The organism is Grimontia sp. SpTr1 (assembly GCF_947387585.1).
Taxonomy (GTDB): Bacteria; Pseudomonadota; Gammaproteobacteria; order Enterobacterales; family Vibrionaceae; genus Enterovibrio; species Enterovibrio indicus.
In genome coordinates this window covers 326741-344298 of the sequence record NZ_CANDOD010000003.1, presented here as the reverse complement: position 1 = coordinate 344298, position 17558 = coordinate 326741, and the positions used below count along the sequence as shown (strand labels likewise).

Sequence of the window (17558 nt, the reverse complement as noted above, 5' to 3'; positions counted from 1 at the left end):
AGCTTAAATCAGAAAAAGGCAGGAGATCCTGTTGGATTTCCTGCCTTTTTATCAATTTCGTCTGTATTTTCTACTTTACAGCGCCCTAGTCTGATAGCGCCGTCACTGGTGTATCCTGTGCCATATTCTGGCGACGACACAGCAGCAAGCCCAGTCCTGATACCACTGCCATAGCCAGCAAAATTGCACCCAGCGAGAACTGATCATTCACGTTCATCTGTGCCGCCAGCAAGGTAAACAAACCTGCACCCATGTTTTGAACCCCGCCCATCACCGCACCCGCCGTGCCTGCATGACGTGGAAACGGCGAGATAGCACCTGTGGTTGCCGCTGGGAAAAGGACACCCGCACCCATGAAGTAAATAAATGCACCGCCAATCAGGGTTTCAACGGTCACGGTGACAAAATAACCAGGGATCACAACGGTCAACGCGCCCGCTAACAAGATCACCGAGCCTACCAGCAGAGATTTCCCTGATGACTTTCGCTGCTCGATCACGCTTGAAAGCCAAGAGCCCGCCATAAAACCCGGTAAAGGCATCACGAATAACAGGCTTACTGTCGTCGCACTCAGACCCAGGGTGCTTCCTAACAGCACCCCAGCTGCCGCTTCAAACACTGAGATACCAGAGAAAACCGCTATCAAGCAGATTAAGTAACCCTGAAACTGGCGGTTACTCATTACATGGTGATAGCTCTTCAACACGGAATCTTGGCGACGTGCTTCAGGCGGCAATGTTTCCTGAAAATACAGCGACATGATCAAGTACACCACTGCTGCCAACACGAACAAGAATCCATAACTCGCCTGCCAGCCAAAATAGGTGCTCAGTAAGCCCCCAATCACAGGTGCCATCAGTGGAGAAAAAATCAGGCCAATGCTGACCAAACTGTTCGCTTTGTGAAGACGGCTACCGTCAAAACAGTCTCGGGTCAGGGTACGCGCCATAGCGCCACCACAACCAATACCAGCACCTTGAATCACGCTACCCAGCAAGAAAATGCTAAAGCTTGGAGCCATGAGTGCCACGATGGTACCAACAAGATAAATCGCCAAACCGACAAGAATGATGGGTTTACGACCAAAGCGATCAGACAGCGGACCATAGATAAACTGGGAGAGTCCGTAAGGGATCAAGTAGCACGCCATGACAGCTTGCAGCCATGCTGGCGGCACAGCAAAACTGTCAGCCATCATGGCCATGGAAGGCACATACATGGTCTGGGTCATCTGACCAACAGCAGCCAGAATGATAATCATGAGTAAAATTTTGGATAAAGGCGTTGTCGATGACATCACCAGCACTCCCGGAAGCAAATAATCACTAAGAATCTTTTATGCGAGGAAGTGGACGATAAAAGGGATATTTAACGCTTTCGTTGAATAGTACGCCACCACCTCTAATTTTTCGCAGAGTTTAGTGTCGTGAGAGGCTTCAAACAACTAATTAAACGTCATTCAAGCACGATAAGAAATCATAGAAAGGATTAGTTTTACTAATGCTTATATGCAACCATTGGTTTGCCTGATTATTCGCCAACTAAGAATAGATCTTCAAGATCAAAAAAGCAGCGACAATGCGCTGCTTTTACACCCATCACCCGGCAGGGAATCAATCAATGGTCAGCTTATGCTTACCATGTGATACTTTGGCTTTCAGGTACATTTCATTGCCATCTTTAATATGAGCTTGTGTACCAACGACATCTTCTAACTCGATGCCGTGCTCCTGAATCTCACGGATTTTCTTCGGATTGTTTGTGATAAGGCGGATGGTATCAACATCAAGCGCCTTCAGCATCGCTGCCGCGTCTTCAAAGGAACGCAAATCATCGGGAAACCCAAGATGATTGTTGGCTTCATAAGTGTTCATGCCTTCGCTTTGCAGTTTATAGGCATCCAGCTTGTTGTATAGACCAATTCCACGACCTTCCTGGCGAAGATAGAGAATGACCCCGCCTTCTTCACCCATTTTCTGAATGGTTTCTTCCAGTTGTTCGCCGCAATCACAGCGAGAGGAATGGAATACATCGCCTGTCAGGCATTCTGAATGCATTCTGACCAGCGGTGCGTCCTGCTGCTGATCTGCACTTTTGAAGATAATAGCGACGTGCTCTTTATCTGAGCCCAAACCTTCGAACGAAAGAATCTCTGCAGGGATCTTACTACCTACACCCACGTTCAATGGAACTCTTGCTCTAACTTTTGCCATCGACTGCAATTCTCTTTTTATTCAGCTTCGCTGAATGGTACTGCCCTGTTTATCCGGGTTGAGCCGCTTAGTGTTAAGCGCCGGATACATATCAAAATACTCGTACTGCAATTGTTATAATATAACAATTCTAACGCTGTGGCGGGCAATCGTATCAGAACTCTAACAGGACTGCCAACCTCTCAGCGGAGGCGGCGTATCACGCTTGCAGGGTTTCCAGACACCACGGAAAACGGTTCGATATCACCTTCGACCACGGAACCCGCTTCAACCACAACCCCTTCGCCAATCGATACCCCGGCTTTGATAACACTGTTGCCACCAATAACAACGTTGTTGCCGATAATTATAGGCAATGAAATTTCCATCTCACCATTCAGTACCTCCAAGGGCAGGAGACTTTGGGTAATGGTGTATATGCCCACGCCAGGGCCGACGAGGACATTGTTCCCTATTTCTACGTGTCCACTGTCGATGATGGTGCAGTTTGGACCAAAGGCCACGTTGTTACCCACATTGACGTTCATGCCGTAGGTGCAGGTAAACGGAGCCTCTACCACCACGCCTTTGCCGCGAATGGCAAACAGCTTAGTGATCACCATTTCATTGGCATCAACGTCTGCCGGGTCAATGGTGTTGAATTGCTGGCAAAGCCGTCTGGATGCATAGCGGAATTGAGTAAGTTCCGGGTCTGCGGGACTATAAGGCATTCCCTGCTGCATCTTTTCAAATTCAGTCAATCTTTCTTCCTTGAAAACACTGTGATTTTTTAAAGTTAGCCCGTTACTGATGATACGTCATTGAACGCCGCTGCATATTGGTCAACGAAATGTCGTCCCGCTTCGAGACCATCCTGGTAATCGTGTTCCAGTTGGAAAGGCTTACTCAATAACGCACTGCTTGAAAGAGGCTGTTTTGGCGCGAGTTGAATAAGTTCTGTCCGGACGGGAGGATGGGACATAAATTCAATCGCTTCTTGATACGTTTGAAAATGCCGGGTTAGCATTTCCAGCATATCCGCATTCAACTTCTGGCCAGACAGAGCATGAAGACGATAAATCGCATCACCACCAAATAGCCAACGGCCACCATTCTGGCTTTTGTGCTTTGGCATCATGTCTTTGAGTCGATGCCAAATCGGTTCTGGCGTCTTTTCCCTATACCTTTCCCTGATTTCTTCCAACCGGTGTGAAAGCTGGTCATGGAATTCTGAAAGTTTCTCCATGCGATCTTCAATGTTCAATCTCGCAAGATATTCAGGAAGCCGCTTTTCCATTCTTCCGCGTAAGTTTTCTGCAAAAGCAGAACTCATTGGCGATTTGTCTTCAGCAACAGGCTCAGTGCGGATCACCACAATAATATCAGCGCCACGGTTGAACGCTTCTCTTGCGGGAATCGCGCCCGTGACACCGCCATCAACAAAGAATTGATCTTTAATGCCCACCGCTGAGGGATACAACATAGGGATCGCACAAGTGGCTTTCATGACATCAAGCCAGTTGTCTTCAAACATACGGAAGAATTGTGGCTCGAGGGTGTGCGTATTCGTCGCGCAGGCGTAAGCACTTCGGTTAGACAAGGTAATCAGTGCATTTTCTAAACGTAGCCCTTCCGGGTGGCTTGGGCTTGCCATTTCCAACGCCCAGTCCAAGTCCATAAATTGCTGGCGACGCACATACTTCATCAGGTTGAAGAAGCGATCGTGCGTGGTGTACTGAGTAATGAAATGATGCCCGAACCCACGTTGACGGGTGATATAAGAAGCGAGGTTGAGTGCACCGGCAGAAGTACCAATATAGATTTCAAATGGGTCGAAACCTGCATCGAGAAAACTGTCTAATACACCTGCTGTGAAGACGCCTTTCTGTCCCCCACCTTGCGCAACCAAAGCAATGCGCTTTTTGCGTTTAAGGGTGTGGTCATTCACAGGAGTAGCGGAAACGCTGTTGGATGGATAAGACGCTGAAAAGGCAGTGTCTTTAGGGCTCTTCACAAGCACCTCTCGGTGTCATCATTGAATAGGCGTTATCTTACGCCTTCTCACTTGCCAAGAGCCAATGTTTTTATACAACTGAACGCTATGAGAAAACGATAGCTACAGTCGCGAAAGTAATGATGCCGCTCAATGCACAAAAAACGGTAACCAGCGCGATTTTTAAATTAGTGTCCATTCTCCGACCCCTTAACGATAACACTTACGTTACATATACATAATGTAGGGAGATTATCACTGCAAGGCCAAATATTCAGTTTCCTATCTAAGATCGTTAAGTCATTGAAGCAAATGTTTCATTATGTGACACAAAGCAAAACCCCTGCCTACAAAGCCTCTACAGAATCTTTCGCTGTATTTGCGAGAGACTTAGCAAACACATAGAAACATCTTCTTCCTCAAGGGTGGATTGAAAAAATTTGAACTTAAACTCCATCAATTGGCTAAAAAAAGAACAGTAAACTTCATTTTACCACCACACTTTATTTAACAGACCATTAACTATAACTATTGGAATCATTTTGAAAACAGTTGCAAATTAACCCTATTTTTTAGTGAATTAGATTTAGATAAAACGCGTCATCCTTGATATTACCAATCGGTGATCAATAAGACCTTGTGCAGTTTTAACGACTTTTTAAGGTTTAAACTTCAAATTCGAACCAATACGCATTTTTGTTCATTTTTCACTCAAACAAACACGGGAGATAGATCGCAACTTTCTGCTAACAGAAACATCATCAATAGTTCATATCACTATTAATACGTCATTTACATCCAGAAACACACCATCCGTATGCGTTTACGCGGAATGATGACTATCAAAACAGTACGATCATAAGAGATTCACGCTATTGATTTAGTTGAAACCAATGCTTAATCTGCCTTTAACCTCACAGGCAGAAGATTATTTTGCCAAATCGTGATGGGAAAAAATTCCAAACACAACATGGTTGAATCAGCACCCGCAACCAAGCGCTTCCAGAGCAGTAACAAAACCATTCAAATCTGTTCACGTCGACGCTGATAACACAGCGCAGCACAACAAAACGTTGTCTGCGTACATAAAAGGACGGGTGTTATCACCAACAAGGAGAAGTTATGACTAGAGAAGTCTGGGGCTCTCGCGCTGGATTTATCCTCGCGGCAGTAGGCTCCGCAATCGGCTTGGGGAACATCTGGCGTTTCCCATATATGGCTTACGAAAACGGCGGCGGCGCATTTTTTGTTCCTTACCTCTTCGCCATGCTGACCGCAGGTATCCCATTTATGATCATGGAGTTTGGCCTTGGCCATAAGCTTCGTGGTTCTGCGCCGGTTGTCTTTTCAAAACTTAACACCAAGTTCGAATGGCTGGGTTGGTTTCAGGTAGGTATCGCAGCGGTTATCGCGGTTTACTACGTCGCGGTTATCGGCTGGGCAATGTCTTACGTCGGTTTTGCATTTGATCAAAGCTGGGGTACAGACACTAACGCCTTCTTCTTCAGCGAATACCTGAAGCTGGGCGAAAACTCACCAAGTAATCTGGGTAGCTGGCAGCTTCACATCGCAATTCCTATGACTATCGCATGGGCGATCACTTTTGCTGCAGTATTTACCGGCATCAAAGGCGGTATCGAGCGCGCAAACAAGATTTTGATGCCTGTACTCTTCATCATGGTTCTGTTGCTGATTGCACGCGTTGCGTTCCTGCCAGGTGCTGTTGAAGGTCTGAACTACCTGTTCACGCCTGATTTCAGCAAACTGACTGACGCGAAAGTTTGGTCAGCGGCTTACGGCCAGATCTTCTTCACACTGTCTGTTGGCTTTGCCATCATGCTGGCTTACTCGAGCTACCTGCCGAAGAAATCTGACGTCACGAACAATGCGTTCATGACCGTTCTGATCAACTGTGGTTTCTCTATTCTGGCCGGTGTACTTATCTTCTCTATCTTGGGCTACATGGCACAAGAGCAAGGTAAAGCTGTCACTGAAGTGGTTAGTGGCGGTGTAGGTTTGGCGTTTATTACGCTGCCTCAGGCTATCAACCTGCTACCAGCACCTTACATCATTGGTCCACTATTATTCCTCGCACTGGTTGTTGCGGGTCTGAGCTCACACATTTCAATCATTGAAGCGGTGACGTCAGCGATTATCGACAAGCTGAACATCAGCCGTAAAGTCGCAGCCTCTGTCGTTTGTGGTACTGGTTTCGTTGTTTCTATGGCGTTTGCAACCAACGGCGGTCTGTTGCTGCTGGATCTGGTTGACTACTTCATGAATAACGTCGCTCTGCTGGCAAGCTGTCTGATTGAGCTGGTTATCTTGGGCTGGTTGATCAAAGTGTCTGACATCCGTGACCACGTGAACAAAGTCTCTGAGTTCTCTGTAGGTGCTTGGTTGGAAGTGTGTGTACGTTTCGTAAGCCCACTGATGCTGGCTTGGATCGTCGGTACTAACCTGGTTAACACGTTCAAAGAAGGTTACGGCGGCTACGAGCAAAGCGACCTGCTGATGCTGGGCTGGGGCCTGACAGCAGCACTGGTTATCGTAGGTATCATCGTAAATATCGTATCTCGTCCTGCTAAGGATTCAGCAGCAGAAGACGCACAGGAGGCAAACGCATGACAACAGGTGCAATCATTATGATGCTGATTGGTTTCGGCATTACCTGGGGCGGCGCAGCATACTGCATCAGCCGCGCAATGAACTCGGATAAATAATCCGAACCCAGAAAAGTACAGAACCCCGGCCAATGCCGGGGTTCTTTTTTTGTCCAAATCAACCATTTGTTTGATCCCATCCACTCAATTTGGGCGTGCCTCGCTAGAATCAAGACATTTTCTCTAAGATAATAACGTGATATTTGTCGAGAATAAGGGGAAGACCTTTCATGGTTAATCAGAAGCGGATCCTGGTGGTGGATGACGATTTAGAAATCCGCGAACTGCTTCAAGAGTATCTGTCCAAAGCGGGATACGATGTCACGACCGCGCAAAACGGGCAGGAAATGAAAGCGAAACTCGCCGTTCAATACCCGGACCTCATCCTTCTCGACATTATGTTGCCCGGTGATGATGGATTCACGCTGTGTAAATATGTTCGACAAGACTCGAGCGTTCCTATCATCATGCTCACTGCAGTTTCCGATGAAACCGACCAGATCATTGGTCTGGAACTTGGTGCGGATGACTATATTGCTAAGCCGTTCAGCCCCCGACAATTGGTTGCCCGAATCCGTGCCCTGCTTCGCCGCACCCAACAATTACAGGAAACCACCATGTCCAAGCCAAAAGCGATTCGTTTCGCACAGTGGCGCTTGGACCCTGTCACACAAAGACTCAATCATCAGGTCACCGGTCAGGAAGTAGAAATGACTTCAGCAGATTTTGCCCTGCTGATGCTGTTTATTGAAAACCCCAACTCCCTGATGGACAGAAACGCGATTTCTAACGCGACCCGTGGCCGAGACGCACAACCTCAAGAACGTGGCATTGATGTTCAGGTCAGTCGACTGCGCCAAAGACTGAAAGATAACGGCCGCCAATCCACCATCATCAAAACCGTTCGTGGTAACGGCTACATGTTTGTCGCAGACATCACCTATGAGTCTTAACTTAAAATCTTACTTCTGGCCGCGTTCGCTGCTTTCGCGGACGTTGTTACTTACGGTACTGTCGGTGATCCTTGCACAAAGTGTGGCCAGTTTCTTCTGGTACACCCAGTCCAAGGAACGCGAAGTGGAAGGTTTGAAATCAGCGTCTGAAAGCATGGCGCAGATGTTTGCTTCCACCACTACCTTCTTCCAGTCTTTGCCGCTCGAATACCGACATATCGCGCTGGACCAACTCCGTAATATGGGTGGTGCACGCTTTTTCGTGTCATTTAACACGGAAGAAATTCGCATCACGCCAATTCCGGATACACGCTCAAAACTCGAGGCGATTAGCACCATTGAAAGCGTGCTAAAAAAAGAATTGCCCAATGTTGATCAAATCAAAGTGGATTTTTCCCGCCCTGAAACCTTGCGCGTGTTGAACAACAGCTTGTTGCTGTCTGATCTTCCGAAGTCCTGGGCACACCACACGCTTAGCTTAGAGCCCTTGAACCCGCCGATTCTCGTCGTGCAGATTGAACTCACTGAAGGACAATGGGTATACATTGCCGCCATTTTGCCTGCGCCTTATGTCACCTTGGAAAACGATCTGATTAACGCAGACCAAATCGTCTTCCTGTTTGCGATCACCACCCTGCTGCTGGTCTTTACCTTTACGTTGATACGCAATCAGACCCGACCATTGAAGCGACTCGCACGAGCAGCAAACCGCCTGAGTACCGATATTGAGCAACCAGAACTGGTGGAAGAAGGCGCCAGTGAAATCACCACAGTGACCCGCGCCTTTAACCTGATGCAAAAGCGACTTCAGCGTTACATGCACGACAGGGAAAAGCTGTTTGGTTCCATTTCCCACGATTTGAAAACGCCAATCACCCGCTTGCGTCTTCGTGCAGAGCTCATTGATGACGAAGTGCAGGCCGTGAAAATCAACAAAGATCTCGACGAACTCGAGATCATGGTCAAAGGTGCGCTGCAAACGGTAAAAGATACCGACATTCACGAAAACGTCACGGCGTTGGATGTGCTCCAAATCCTTGGCAGCATCGCAGAGGTTCACAACCAGCAACGCCTTCGCGTGAACATTACCGGCGAGCAGTTACGCCCGTTTTATTGTAAACCTCTTGCATTCAAGCGCTGCCTGACCAACCTCATCGACAACGGTGTGAAATACGGTGATGAAGTCATGGTGTATGTCCATGATGGTGAAAAATCGCTGGATATCACCCTGATGGACAAAGGCCCTGGCATCCCTGAAGATTTTCTAAAGAAAGTTTTCGACCCTTATTTCCGTTTGCATACTGATTTACATGGCACAGGTCTCGGCTTGGGTATTGCCAAAAACATCATTCGCGCACATGGTGGTGAAATTATTCTGTCCAACCGCAAGGAAGGCGGTCTGCAAATTGACATCGCATTCCCCAGGACCTGATTCATGAAATTTTTTCCATCCCTTTTGTTTGCCTCAGCCCTCGCTTTCTCTGTTCAGGCTAACGAAACCAATAACGTCGAAGTGCTGCACTGGTGGACAAGTGGCGGCGAAGCACGCTCCGTCGATACACTCAAAGAAATGATGAAACGCGAAGGCCACGTTTGGACAGACTTCGCCGTTGCGGGGCGTGCCGGCGAAAGTGCTATCAATACGCTTCGCATCCGCGCCCTTTCCGGTAATCCACCGGATGCTGCGCAAATCAAAGGTCCAGAAATTCAGGAGTGGGGAAAACTGGGTTTTCTCGCCACACTGGATGATGTCGCTAAAGAACAGCATTGGAACGAGTTAGTGCCTCGTCGTGTCAGCGATTTTCTGAAAGTCGATGATCACTATGTGGCGGTACCTTTTAATATCCACCGCGTAAACTGGCTATGGGCCAATGCAGACGTATTAAAGAAAGCGGGCGTTGAGCCTCCTAAAACGCTGGATGAGTTTTTCAACGCTGCGGAGAAGATCAAAGCGGCAGGTTACATTCCGCTCGCGCTGGGTAACGAGCCTTGGCAAGAAGCCACTTTGTTCGAGCTGATTGCACTCGCTATTTTAGGTACAGAAGATTTTCACAAAGCCTTTATCGAACAAGACAGCGACGCGTTAACCAGTGACAAAATGCGGGAAACACTTCAAGTGTTCCGTAAGATGAAACAATACACTGACGTTGACTCGCCGGGACGTAATTGGAGCGACACCACGTCTTTAGTGATTGACGGTAAAGCGGCGATGCAAATGATGGGCGACTGGGCCAAAGGCGAATTTCTCGCAGCGGACAAGCAGGCAGGAAAAGACTTTCTTTGCATTCCTGCACCGGGAACCGCCAACCAATTTTCGTTCAACATCGACAGCTTTGTGTTCTTCAAAAATGGGGCCTCTGAGACCTCAGAGTCGCAGAAGATGCTGGCCAGACTAATCCTTGAGCCAGAGTTCCAGCGCGAATTTAACCTGAGTAAAGGTTCCATCCCAGTCCGCGTTGATATTGATATGCAAGACTTCGACCTCTGCGCTCAGGAATCCATGCAGGCGTTTCTGCGTGCTGCTGCAACTGATAACCTCGTTGCCAGTTTGTCACACAATATGGCCATTGGCCGAGCTTCCCAATTCGCGCTGTTCGATGTGATCAGTCGTTTCTTCAATGACGATAACGTTGATATCGACGAGACCATGCGACATATTCGCGCCGCAGTGCTCGCTGATAAACTCTAAATCTGATTCTTACCCTAACACTTAAGCGTCCTCAACTCTGAGGGCGCAATTCCCCTAATCTGTTGATTCGAGCGTCTCGCTCACAATTCGCATTTTCGACATCGAAAATTAATAATCCTGTCAATTCAATTATCTACTCTTTGCGGTGATCTCTAAGTTAGCGGGAAATCACACATTTTATTTGCGACTAAAGACACACAATGACGGCGGTGCTATAACAAATTTGTAACATAGCACTCATATGCTCTACCCTCCCGCTCGAACGAGCGAGCACACTTTCGAAATGGAAAGCCAAATAAGGCAATAGAAGTTCGTCAGACAAGGAGTAAACCATGAAGCTAGGTCAATTAGCAGCACTCACCTCTGTATCACTGCTGCTGGCATCCCCATCTTACGCTGCAACAGAAATCGAGTGGTGGCACGCGATGGGTGGCAATCTCGGTGAAAAAGTGAACGAGATTGCAGAGAAGTTTAACGCAAGCCAAAGCGACTACGTTGTTAAGCCTGTCTACAAAGGCAACTACACGGAAACGATGACAGGTGCCGTTGCCGCATTCCGCGCAAAGCAGCAACCGGAAATTGTTCAGGTTTTTGAGGTAGGTACTGCGACCATGATGGGCGCAAAAGGTGCTATCTATCCTGTATACCAATTGATGGAAGACACCAAAACAGAATTCGATCCTTCGGCTTACCTAGCGTCAGTAACCGGTTATTACACCGACAGCGACGGCAACATGCTTTCCATGCCGTTTAACAGCTCCACACCTGTGCTTTACTACAACAAAGATCTGTTCGCTAAAGCCGGTGTCGAGCCGCCAAAAACGTGGGAAGAAATGGATGCCGTAGCAGATAAGCTGCTGGCAAACGGTGCGAAATGTGGTTTCACCACGGGCTGGCAATCCTGGACACAAATCGAGAACTTCGGTGCTCGCCACAATGCGCCTATCGCAACTGCCAACAATGGCTTTGATAGCACAGACGCAAAACTGCTTATCAACGATAAAATTTTCGTTGATCACATCGCCCAACTGGCAGAATGGCAAAAAGACGGCACCTTTAAATACGGTGGCCGCCGTTCTGACAGTGCGCCACTCTTCTACAGTGGTGAGTGTGCCATGTACATCAACTCTTCAGCGTCTTACGCGGGCATTAAAGGCAACGTGAAAGACTTTGAGTTTGGCGTATCACCATTGCCTTACTACTCCTCTAAGATCAAAATGCCACAGAACTCCATCATCGGTGGTGCAACTCTGTGGGTACTGCAAGGCCATGACAAGAAAGACTACGACGGTGTCGCTAAGTTCTTCAAATTCATGTCCAGTGCGGAAAACCAAGCCGACTGGCATCAGTTCACAGGTTACCTGCCAATCACTCACGCCGCTTACGACCTGAGTAAGAAACAAGGTTTCTACAACGAAAACCCAGGTACTGATGTGGCGATTGTTCAGATGACATCTGTTGAGCCGACGCCTGCTTCCAAGGGTATTCGCCTCGGTAACTTTGTTCAGATCCGTGACGTGATCAACGAAGAGCTGGAAAACGTTTGGTCTGGCGAAGCCTCTGCACAAGATGCGATGGATAAAGCCGTTAAGCGCGGTAACGTGCTTCTGGCGAAGTTCGCTAAAGCCAACAAGTAAAACGCGTAATACCGAGGGGTGAAAGCCCCTCGCTTATCCACATAATTACAATAAGCAGGTTGTTATGGATAACAAACCCGTCTTTCACAACGTCTGGTTACCCGTACTGCTGCTCGCCCCCCAGCTGGTCATCACTTTTATTTTTTTCCTATGGCCAGCGGGACAAGCAGTATGGCAATCCACGCTACTGGAAGATCCCTTCGGCTTAAGTACAGAATTCGTTGGCTTAGAGAATTTCTTTGAGCTTCTTGAAGACAGTGCTTACTTCTCGTCATTTGGCACCACCTTATTCTTCAGCTTCGCAGTCGCAGCATTAGCGCTTTTCGTCTCTTTGCTGCTGGCGGTCATGGCTGACCACATCATCAAAGGCGCTACCGCCTATAAAACCTTATTGATCTGGCCATATGCGGTTGCTCCCGCGGTTGCCGGTGTACTTTGGCTGTTTATGTTTAACCCAACGGTGGGCGTATTGGCGCACGCCATGGCAGCAGTGGGGATAGATTGGAACCCGTTTATCAACGGGGGCGATGGCATGTTTATGGTTATCGTCGCGGCAACCTGGAAGCAGATAAGTTACAACTTCCTGTTCTTCCTCGCCGGATTGCAGTCTATTCCCCGTTCACTGATTGAAGCGGCAGCGATTGATGGCGCAGGCCCGGCAAAGCGATTCTTTACCATTGTGTTCCCACTGCTTTCGCCAACCTCTTTCTTCCTTCTGGTCGTGAACTTGGTTTATGCCTTCTTTGACACCTTCGGCGTTATCCATGCAATGACACAAGGTGGCCCGGGCGACTCAACCACCACACTGGTTTACAAGGTTTACGCCGATGGATTCGTCGGACTGAATATGGGCTCCTCCGCCGCTCAGTCAGTACTGCTGATGATTCTGGTGGGTGTATTGACCGTTATCCAGTTTAAATACGTTGAGAAGAAGGTGGCTTACTGATGGTAGAAAGAAGACCCTTACTGACATTTTTCAGCCACTTAGTACTTATTCTGGGTGTCCTTGCTGTTGCCCTGCCCGTCTGGCTGGCACTGACAGCAGCGACACACGACAGTAAAGAGTTTGTGAGTGGAATGACACCGCTTTGGTTTGGCGACCGTGGCTTTGAAGTGTTCCATGAAATTCTGACGGAAGGCACATCGCGAGAACTGAAAATCAGCGTGGCTGGCATGCTATGGAACTCGACGTTGATGGCGCTTGGTATCGCCTTCGGCAAGCTTTCCATTTCCATTTTGTCCGCCTATGCCGTGGTGTATTTCCGTTTCCCTGGCCGCATGCTGGCGTTTTGGGTGATATTCATGACCTTGATGCTGCCTGTTGAAGTTCGCATTATGCCGACTTTCCAGGTCATCGCCGATCTCAGCATGCTGAACACCATGTCTGGCCTGACTATCCCGCTAATCGCTAGTGCTACGGCGACTTTCCTATTCCGCCAGTTCTTCCTGACAGTACCGGGCGAGCTTTTGGAAGCCGCTAGAATTGATGGCGCAGGCCCAATCAAATTCTTCTTTGATATTCTCCTGCCGCTATCAAGAACCAATATCGCAGCTTTATTCGTGATTACGTTCATTTACGGTTGGAACCAATATCTATGGCCTCTGCTGATCACCACCGAAGATAACTACTACACCATCGTGATGAGTATCCAACGCATGTTGGCTGTCGGTGATGGCGAAGTGGAATGGAACAAGGTGATGGCAACGACACTGCTCGCCATGATCCCGCCTGTACTCGTGGTTCTTGGCATGCAAAGGCTGTTCGTGAAAGGCCTGGTAGAAACTGAAAAATAATAAAGAATTAAGCTTCACACAGAGGATGCGTGAATGGCGACAATGACACTCGACCAAATTAAAAAAGTTTACCCCAACGGTTTTAAAGCGATCCACGGGGTAGATTTAGACATCGCAGATGGCGAAATGATTGTACTGGTAGGCCCAAGTGGCTGCGGCAAATCCACTCTACTCCGCATGATTGCAGGGTTAGAAACCATATCGGACGGCGCCTTGTCGATAGGTGGAGACCGCGTTAATGAGAAAGAACCGGGTGAACGTGATATCGCCATGGTCTTTCAGAACTACGCGCTGTATCCACATATGACAGTGTTCAACAACATGGCGTATGGCCTAAGAAACCGTGGCGTACCGAAAGATAAAATAGAAACATCCGTTAACGAAGTCGCTAAGATGCTGGAGCTCGATCATCTGCTCACACGCAGACCATCTCAGCTTTCTGGTGGTCAACGCCAGCGTGTAGCGATGGGACGTGCCATTGTGCGTCGTCCAAAAGCGTTTTTGTTTGACGAACCACTTTCCAACCTCGACGCCAAACTGCGTGTGCAAATGCGTCTGGAAATTAAAAAGCTGCAACGCTCGCTGAATACCACCTCCATCTACGTCACCCATGATCAAGTGGAAGCCATGACGCTGGCGGATCGTCTAGTGGTACTAAGTGCGGGTAACGTCGAACAGGTTGGCACACCACTGGAAGTTTATGACACCCCTGCCTCTCTGTTCGTAGCGACATTTATTGGTAGTCCGTCGATGAACATTCTTGAGGGCTCAGTGAATGGTGGAAAGCTGACCTTGAGCAATGGCGAATCCATTGCGGATTCGAATCTTGAAGACCGAAGCCTTTACATCGGGTTGCGTCCTGAGCATCTCCAGATTGCTGAGAACCCGGACAACAAGCAACTCACCATGAAAGTCACGCTAACCGAATCATTGGGTGCTGACTTACTGGTCTACGGTACGCTGGGTGATTCTGACCAGCAAATGACGCTGCGCGTTGAAGGTCACGTGGTGGTTGAAGATGGCGCATCGTTACCTCTGACTATCGACACTAAAAACATTCACCTGTTCGATAGAGAAACTGAAAAACGCATCGAAAGCTAACCCCTCTATTTGTCACAATCTGAGCAACAGAGAGATCTCTCGCTTGGATTGTGACAATCCACTAATTCCAGAGAAAATTTTCGTTTTTATTCTTCGGTCGCTAACATTACCATTACGACTATAAAAAATATCTGTAGCGTCAATGCCAAAGAAAGAACGCCACGGAAACAACCTTCGACCAAAAGGATTTAAAAATGCGTCGTTCAGCCCTGATCCTCATTGCCACTTTGGTGCCTGGCATTTCGTTTGCGAAAGACATCGAACAACTGGACAAGCTCTGTGTTAGCCAGAAGTATCACAACTATGTGGATGCTTCGATCACTTGGTACGAAAACCTCGTAGACCTGACCATTAAGAAAGACCCTAAACTGGAAGGCGTTGCGGGTTGGTTCCTTGAAGGTCGCCGTAACCACTTCACGCTTAACGAAGAAGCGTTTGACTACTATCTGGAAAACGACCCAAGCAAACTTAACTTTGATGCCCCTGTGGAATCTTGGTTGAATTTGTCTCAAGAGGACGTAAAGACACTTAGTAGCTCACAAGGCGAACTCGCGGATGCAGCGAAGAAAGTATTCGAATTCCGTCAGGGTAAAGCACACGAAGGTAACTACGATCTTCGCTCTGCCCTCGCCTCTCTGCTCAGCCACCCTAAAGAAATCGATGTACCGTTGACTCAGTACAACGATGCGATGTTGAAACTGGCCGAAACCAGCTGCGACAAGCAATAACAGCCTCGCGCCAAGCTTTACAAAAGCCACCTAAATGGTGGCTTTTGTCTCAACCCCCAAGATTTCTACCCTTTGACATCGACCAAGCCCACGTTTTTCCTGTGTTGTAACTTCGGCGAACATCGTGTAGAAAAGCCCATTATTAGAAAATAAAGAACCTCGGATGGTTACAGAAACTAAGACGGCGGAAGCGTCCCTGGAAAGCCTCCACCGTATTTTTACCGTGCCCGAAGCGCCCGATTCCACCTTGGGCAAAATCGAGCAGGAAATTTCCCAAAACCTGAATCGCTTTTTGCAGAATCATATTGCTGCGACAGATTCATCTCTCACTGATATCGAAAAAGATTTCAGCAACCCGTTGATCCCCGAAAAACCAACCTTCGTTTCCGAACACACCGAGTTTTTGCTGGATAAACTGGTTGCCCAATCGGTTCATACCTCATCGCCACGCTTTATTGGTCACATGACATCAGCGCTTCCCTACTTCCTGATGCCGCTGTCCAAAATCATGATTGGCCTTAACCAAAACACGGTCAAAATCGAAACCTCAAAGGCCTTCACGCCACTCGAGCGTCAGGTGCTGGGCATGCTCCACAACCTGATTTACGGCCGTGATGACCCGTTTTATGAAAGCTGGATGCACAGCGCTGAACACTCCCTTGGGGCATTTTGCTCCGGCGGGACAATCGCCAATATCACGGCTTTGTGGGTAGCGCGCAATGCTGCACTGAAAGCGGATGGCGATTTCAAAGGCGTGGCGGAAGAAGGCCTGTTCCGCGCCATGCGCCATTACGGCTATGACGACTTAGCCATTCTCGTCTCCGATCGCGGCCATTACTCTCTTAAAAAATCCGCTGACGTCCTTGGCATTGGCCGACAATCCTTGATTGCTATCCCAACTGACGAAAACAACCGCATCCGCATCGATAAGCTCGAAGAGAAAGTTGCTGAGCTGAAAGCGAAAAACACCAAGGTATTTGCACTGGTTGGCGTCGCTGGCACAACCGAAACCGGGAATATCGACCCGCTTGACGCCATGGCAGAAATTGCTGAGCGTGAAGGCATTCATTTTCATGTGGATGCTGCCTGGGGCGGTGCGAGTTTGATGTCCAGCAACCAGCGACACAAACTCAAAGGCATTGAACGAGCAGATTCGGTGACCATTGATGCTCACAAGCAGCTGTACGTGCCAATGGGTGCAGGCATGGTGATTTTCAAAGACCCTTCTATGGTCTCTGCGATTGAGCATCACGCCAACTACATTCTGCGCAAAGGTTCTAAAGACCTCGGCAGCCACACACTCGAAGGCTCTCGCAGTGGCATGGCGATGTTGCTATACGCCAGCCTGAACATCATCGGACGTGAAGGTTACGAACTGCTGATAGATCAAAGCGTCGATAAAGCCGAGTACTTTGCTTCATTGATTGCAGAGCAGTCTGATTTTGAGGTGGTGAGCAAGCCCGAGCTTTGCCTGCTCACCTACCGATTTGTTCCTGAAGTAGTTACGAAAGCGTTCGAAATCGCCAATGATACGCAGCGCGAAAAACTCCACCAGCATTTGAACGACCTAACTATTTTCATTCAGAAGCACCAACGCGAAGCCGGAAACACTTTCGTCTCCCGAACCACGTTAACGCCCGTCCAATTGGACAATCGCGCCACTATCGTATTCCGTGTGGTTTTAGCCAACCCGCTTACCACCAAAAACATCCTAGAAGAAGTGTTAGAGGAACAGAGAGCACTGGCGAAACAAAGCACAATCGCGTATCCCAAGCTTCTGGAACTTGCCGAACAAATCCTGCATTAAT

The 17558-nt window shown here is 48.3% G+C and carries 16 protein-coding genes; 11 read left to right on the top strand and 5 right to left on the bottom strand.

The features are described 5' to 3' along the window. Window positions 1-85: 85 nt before the first annotated feature. From emrD to QL223_RS08215, 5 genes are all read right to left on the bottom strand, one after another. Window positions 86-1297, bottom strand: coding sequence for a multidrug efflux MFS transporter EmrD (gene emrD / locus QL223_RS08235; protein WP_281544442.1), 1212 nt, complete (start codon window positions 1295-1297; stop codon window positions 86-88). A 316-nt stretch (window positions 1298-1613) separates the two neighbouring features. Then, window positions 1614-2213, bottom strand: coding sequence for a GTP cyclohydrolase II (gene ribA, locus QL223_RS08230; protein WP_002540239.1), 600 nt, complete (start codon window positions 2211-2213; stop codon window positions 1614-1616). Between the two features lie 182 nt (window positions 2214-2395). After that, window positions 2396-2953, bottom strand: a complete 558-nt coding sequence (locus tag QL223_RS08225) for a sugar O-acetyltransferase (protein ID WP_002540238.1) — start codon at window positions 2951-2953, stop codon at window positions 2396-2398. A gap of 35 nt (window positions 2954-2988) precedes the next feature. Continuing rightward, window positions 2989-4206 (bottom strand): patatin-like phospholipase family protein, encoded by a 1218-nt coding sequence (locus tag QL223_RS08220; RefSeq protein WP_281544441.1) that lies wholly within the window; start codon window positions 4204-4206, stop codon window positions 2989-2991. Between the two features lie 85 nt (window positions 4207-4291). Beyond that, window positions 4292-4384 (bottom strand): YnhF family membrane protein, encoded by a 93-nt coding sequence (locus tag QL223_RS08215; protein ID WP_152442387.1) that lies wholly within the window; start codon window positions 4382-4384, stop codon window positions 4292-4294. 923 nt (window positions 4385-5307) lie between these two features. Here QL223_RS08215 and QL223_RS08210 point away from each other — a divergent pair. The 11 genes from QL223_RS08210 to panP all read left to right on the top strand — a co-directional run bounded on the left by QL223_RS08210 (window position 5308) and on the right by panP (window position 17557). After that, window positions 5308-6813, top strand: a complete 1506-nt coding sequence (locus QL223_RS08210; RefSeq protein WP_281544440.1) for a sodium-dependent transporter — start codon at window positions 5308-5310, stop codon at window positions 6811-6813. After that, a complete protein-coding gene (locus QL223_RS08205; RefSeq protein ID WP_152442386.1) occupies window positions 6810-6908 on the top strand; it encodes a MetS family NSS transporter small subunit in 99 nt (32 codons plus the stop codon). The genes QL223_RS08210 and QL223_RS08205 overlap by 4 nt, the downstream gene beginning before the upstream one ends. A 170-nt stretch (window positions 6909-7078) precedes the next feature. Further along, the gene (locus tag QL223_RS08200) at window positions 7079-7801 is read left to right on the top strand and encodes a response regulator transcription factor (protein ID WP_165011894.1); all 723 of its coding nucleotides are present in this window, start codon (window positions 7079-7081) and stop codon (window positions 7799-7801) included. Further along, entirely contained in the window at window positions 7791-9233 is a 1443-nt protein-coding gene (locus tag QL223_RS08195; RefSeq protein ID WP_281544439.1) for an ATP-binding protein, read from the top strand. Before QL223_RS08200 ends, QL223_RS08195 begins: the two co-directional genes overlap by 11 nt. 3 nt (window positions 9234-9236) lie before the next feature. After that, window positions 9237-10490, top strand: a complete 1254-nt coding sequence (locus tag QL223_RS08190) for an ABC transporter substrate-binding protein (protein WP_281544438.1) — start codon at window positions 9237-9239, stop codon at window positions 10488-10490. Window positions 10491-10822: 332 nt separating this feature from the next. Next, a complete protein-coding gene (gene ugpB / locus QL223_RS08185) occupies window positions 10823-12127 on the top strand; it encodes a sn-glycerol-3-phosphate ABC transporter substrate-binding protein UgpB (RefSeq protein ID WP_281544437.1) in 1305 nt (434 codons plus the stop codon). A 64-nt stretch (window positions 12128-12191) separates the two neighbouring features. Then, window positions 12192-13073 (top strand): sn-glycerol-3-phosphate ABC transporter permease UgpA, encoded by an 882-nt coding sequence (gene ugpA, locus QL223_RS08180; protein WP_002540230.1) that lies wholly within the window; start codon window positions 12192-12194, stop codon window positions 13071-13073. Further along, window positions 13073-13921, top strand: coding sequence for a sn-glycerol-3-phosphate ABC transporter permease UgpE (ugpE, locus tag QL223_RS08175; RefSeq protein ID WP_281544436.1), 849 nt, complete (start codon window positions 13073-13075; stop codon window positions 13919-13921). The genes ugpA and ugpE overlap by 1 nt, the downstream gene beginning before the upstream one ends. A 33-nt stretch (window positions 13922-13954) precedes the next feature. Beyond that, window positions 13955-15022 carry a sn-glycerol-3-phosphate import ATP-binding protein UgpC gene (locus QL223_RS08170; protein WP_002540228.1) on the top strand — a complete coding sequence of 356 codons (1068 nt, stop codon included), beginning with the start codon at window positions 13955-13957 and terminating at the stop codon, window positions 15020-15022. Between the two features lie 194 nt (window positions 15023-15216). Then, complete coding sequence (locus tag QL223_RS08165; protein ID WP_281544435.1) at window positions 15217-15750, top strand: hypothetical protein; 534 nt, start codon at window positions 15217-15219, stop codon at window positions 15748-15750. A 163-nt stretch (window positions 15751-15913) separates the two neighbouring features. Continuing rightward, complete coding sequence (gene panP, locus QL223_RS08160) at window positions 15914-17557, top strand: pyridoxal-dependent aspartate 1-decarboxylase PanP (RefSeq protein WP_281544434.1); 1644 nt, start codon at window positions 15914-15916, stop codon at window positions 17555-17557. The last annotated feature ends 1 nt before the right edge of the window (window position 17558 follow it).

Excerpts from the sequence above, each read along its gene's own strand:
- ugpB (WP_281544437.1), top strand. The coding sequence starts at position 10,823 with ATGAAGCTAGGTCAATTAGCAGCACTCACCTCTGTATCACTGCTGCTG.
- ribA (WP_002540239.1), bottom strand. The coding sequence starts at position 2,213 with ATGGCAAAAGTTAGAGCAAGAGTTCCATTGAACGTGGGTGTAGGTAGT.
- QL223_RS08190 (WP_281544438.1), top strand. The coding sequence starts at position 9,237 with ATGAAATTTTTTCCATCCCTTTTGTTTGCCTCAGCCCTCGCTTTCTCT.
- QL223_RS08200 (WP_165011894.1), top strand. The coding sequence starts at position 7,079 with ATGGTTAATCAGAAGCGGATCCTGGTGGTGGATGACGATTTAGAAATC.
- QL223_RS08165 (WP_281544435.1), top strand. The coding sequence starts at position 15,217 with ATGCGTCGTTCAGCCCTGATCCTCATTGCCACTTTGGTGCCTGGCATT.
- QL223_RS08205 (WP_152442386.1), top strand. The coding sequence starts at position 6,810 with ATGACAACAGGTGCAATCATTATGATGCTGATTGGTTTCGGCATTACC.
- QL223_RS08210 (WP_281544440.1), top strand. The coding sequence starts at position 5,308 with ATGACTAGAGAAGTCTGGGGCTCTCGCGCTGGATTTATCCTCGCGGCA.
- QL223_RS08170 (WP_002540228.1), top strand. The coding sequence starts at position 13,955 with ATGGCGACAATGACACTCGACCAAATTAAAAAAGTTTACCCCAACGGT.
- QL223_RS08195 (WP_281544439.1), top strand. The coding sequence starts at position 7,791 with ATGAGTCTTAACTTAAAATCTTACTTCTGGCCGCGTTCGCTGCTTTCG.
- ugpA (WP_002540230.1), top strand. The coding sequence starts at position 12,192 with ATGGATAACAAACCCGTCTTTCACAACGTCTGGTTACCCGTACTGCTG.
- QL223_RS08215 (WP_152442387.1), bottom strand. The coding sequence starts at position 4,384 with ATGGACACTAATTTAAAAATCGCGCTGGTTACCGTTTTTTGTGCATTG.
- panP (WP_281544434.1), top strand. The coding sequence starts at position 15,914 with ATGGTTACAGAAACTAAGACGGCGGAAGCGTCCCTGGAAAGCCTCCAC.
- emrD (WP_281544442.1), bottom strand. The coding sequence starts at position 1,297 with ATGTCATCGACAACGCCTTTATCCAAAATTTTACTCATGATTATCATT.
- ugpE (WP_281544436.1), top strand. The coding sequence starts at position 13,073 with ATGGTAGAAAGAAGACCCTTACTGACATTTTTCAGCCACTTAGTACTT.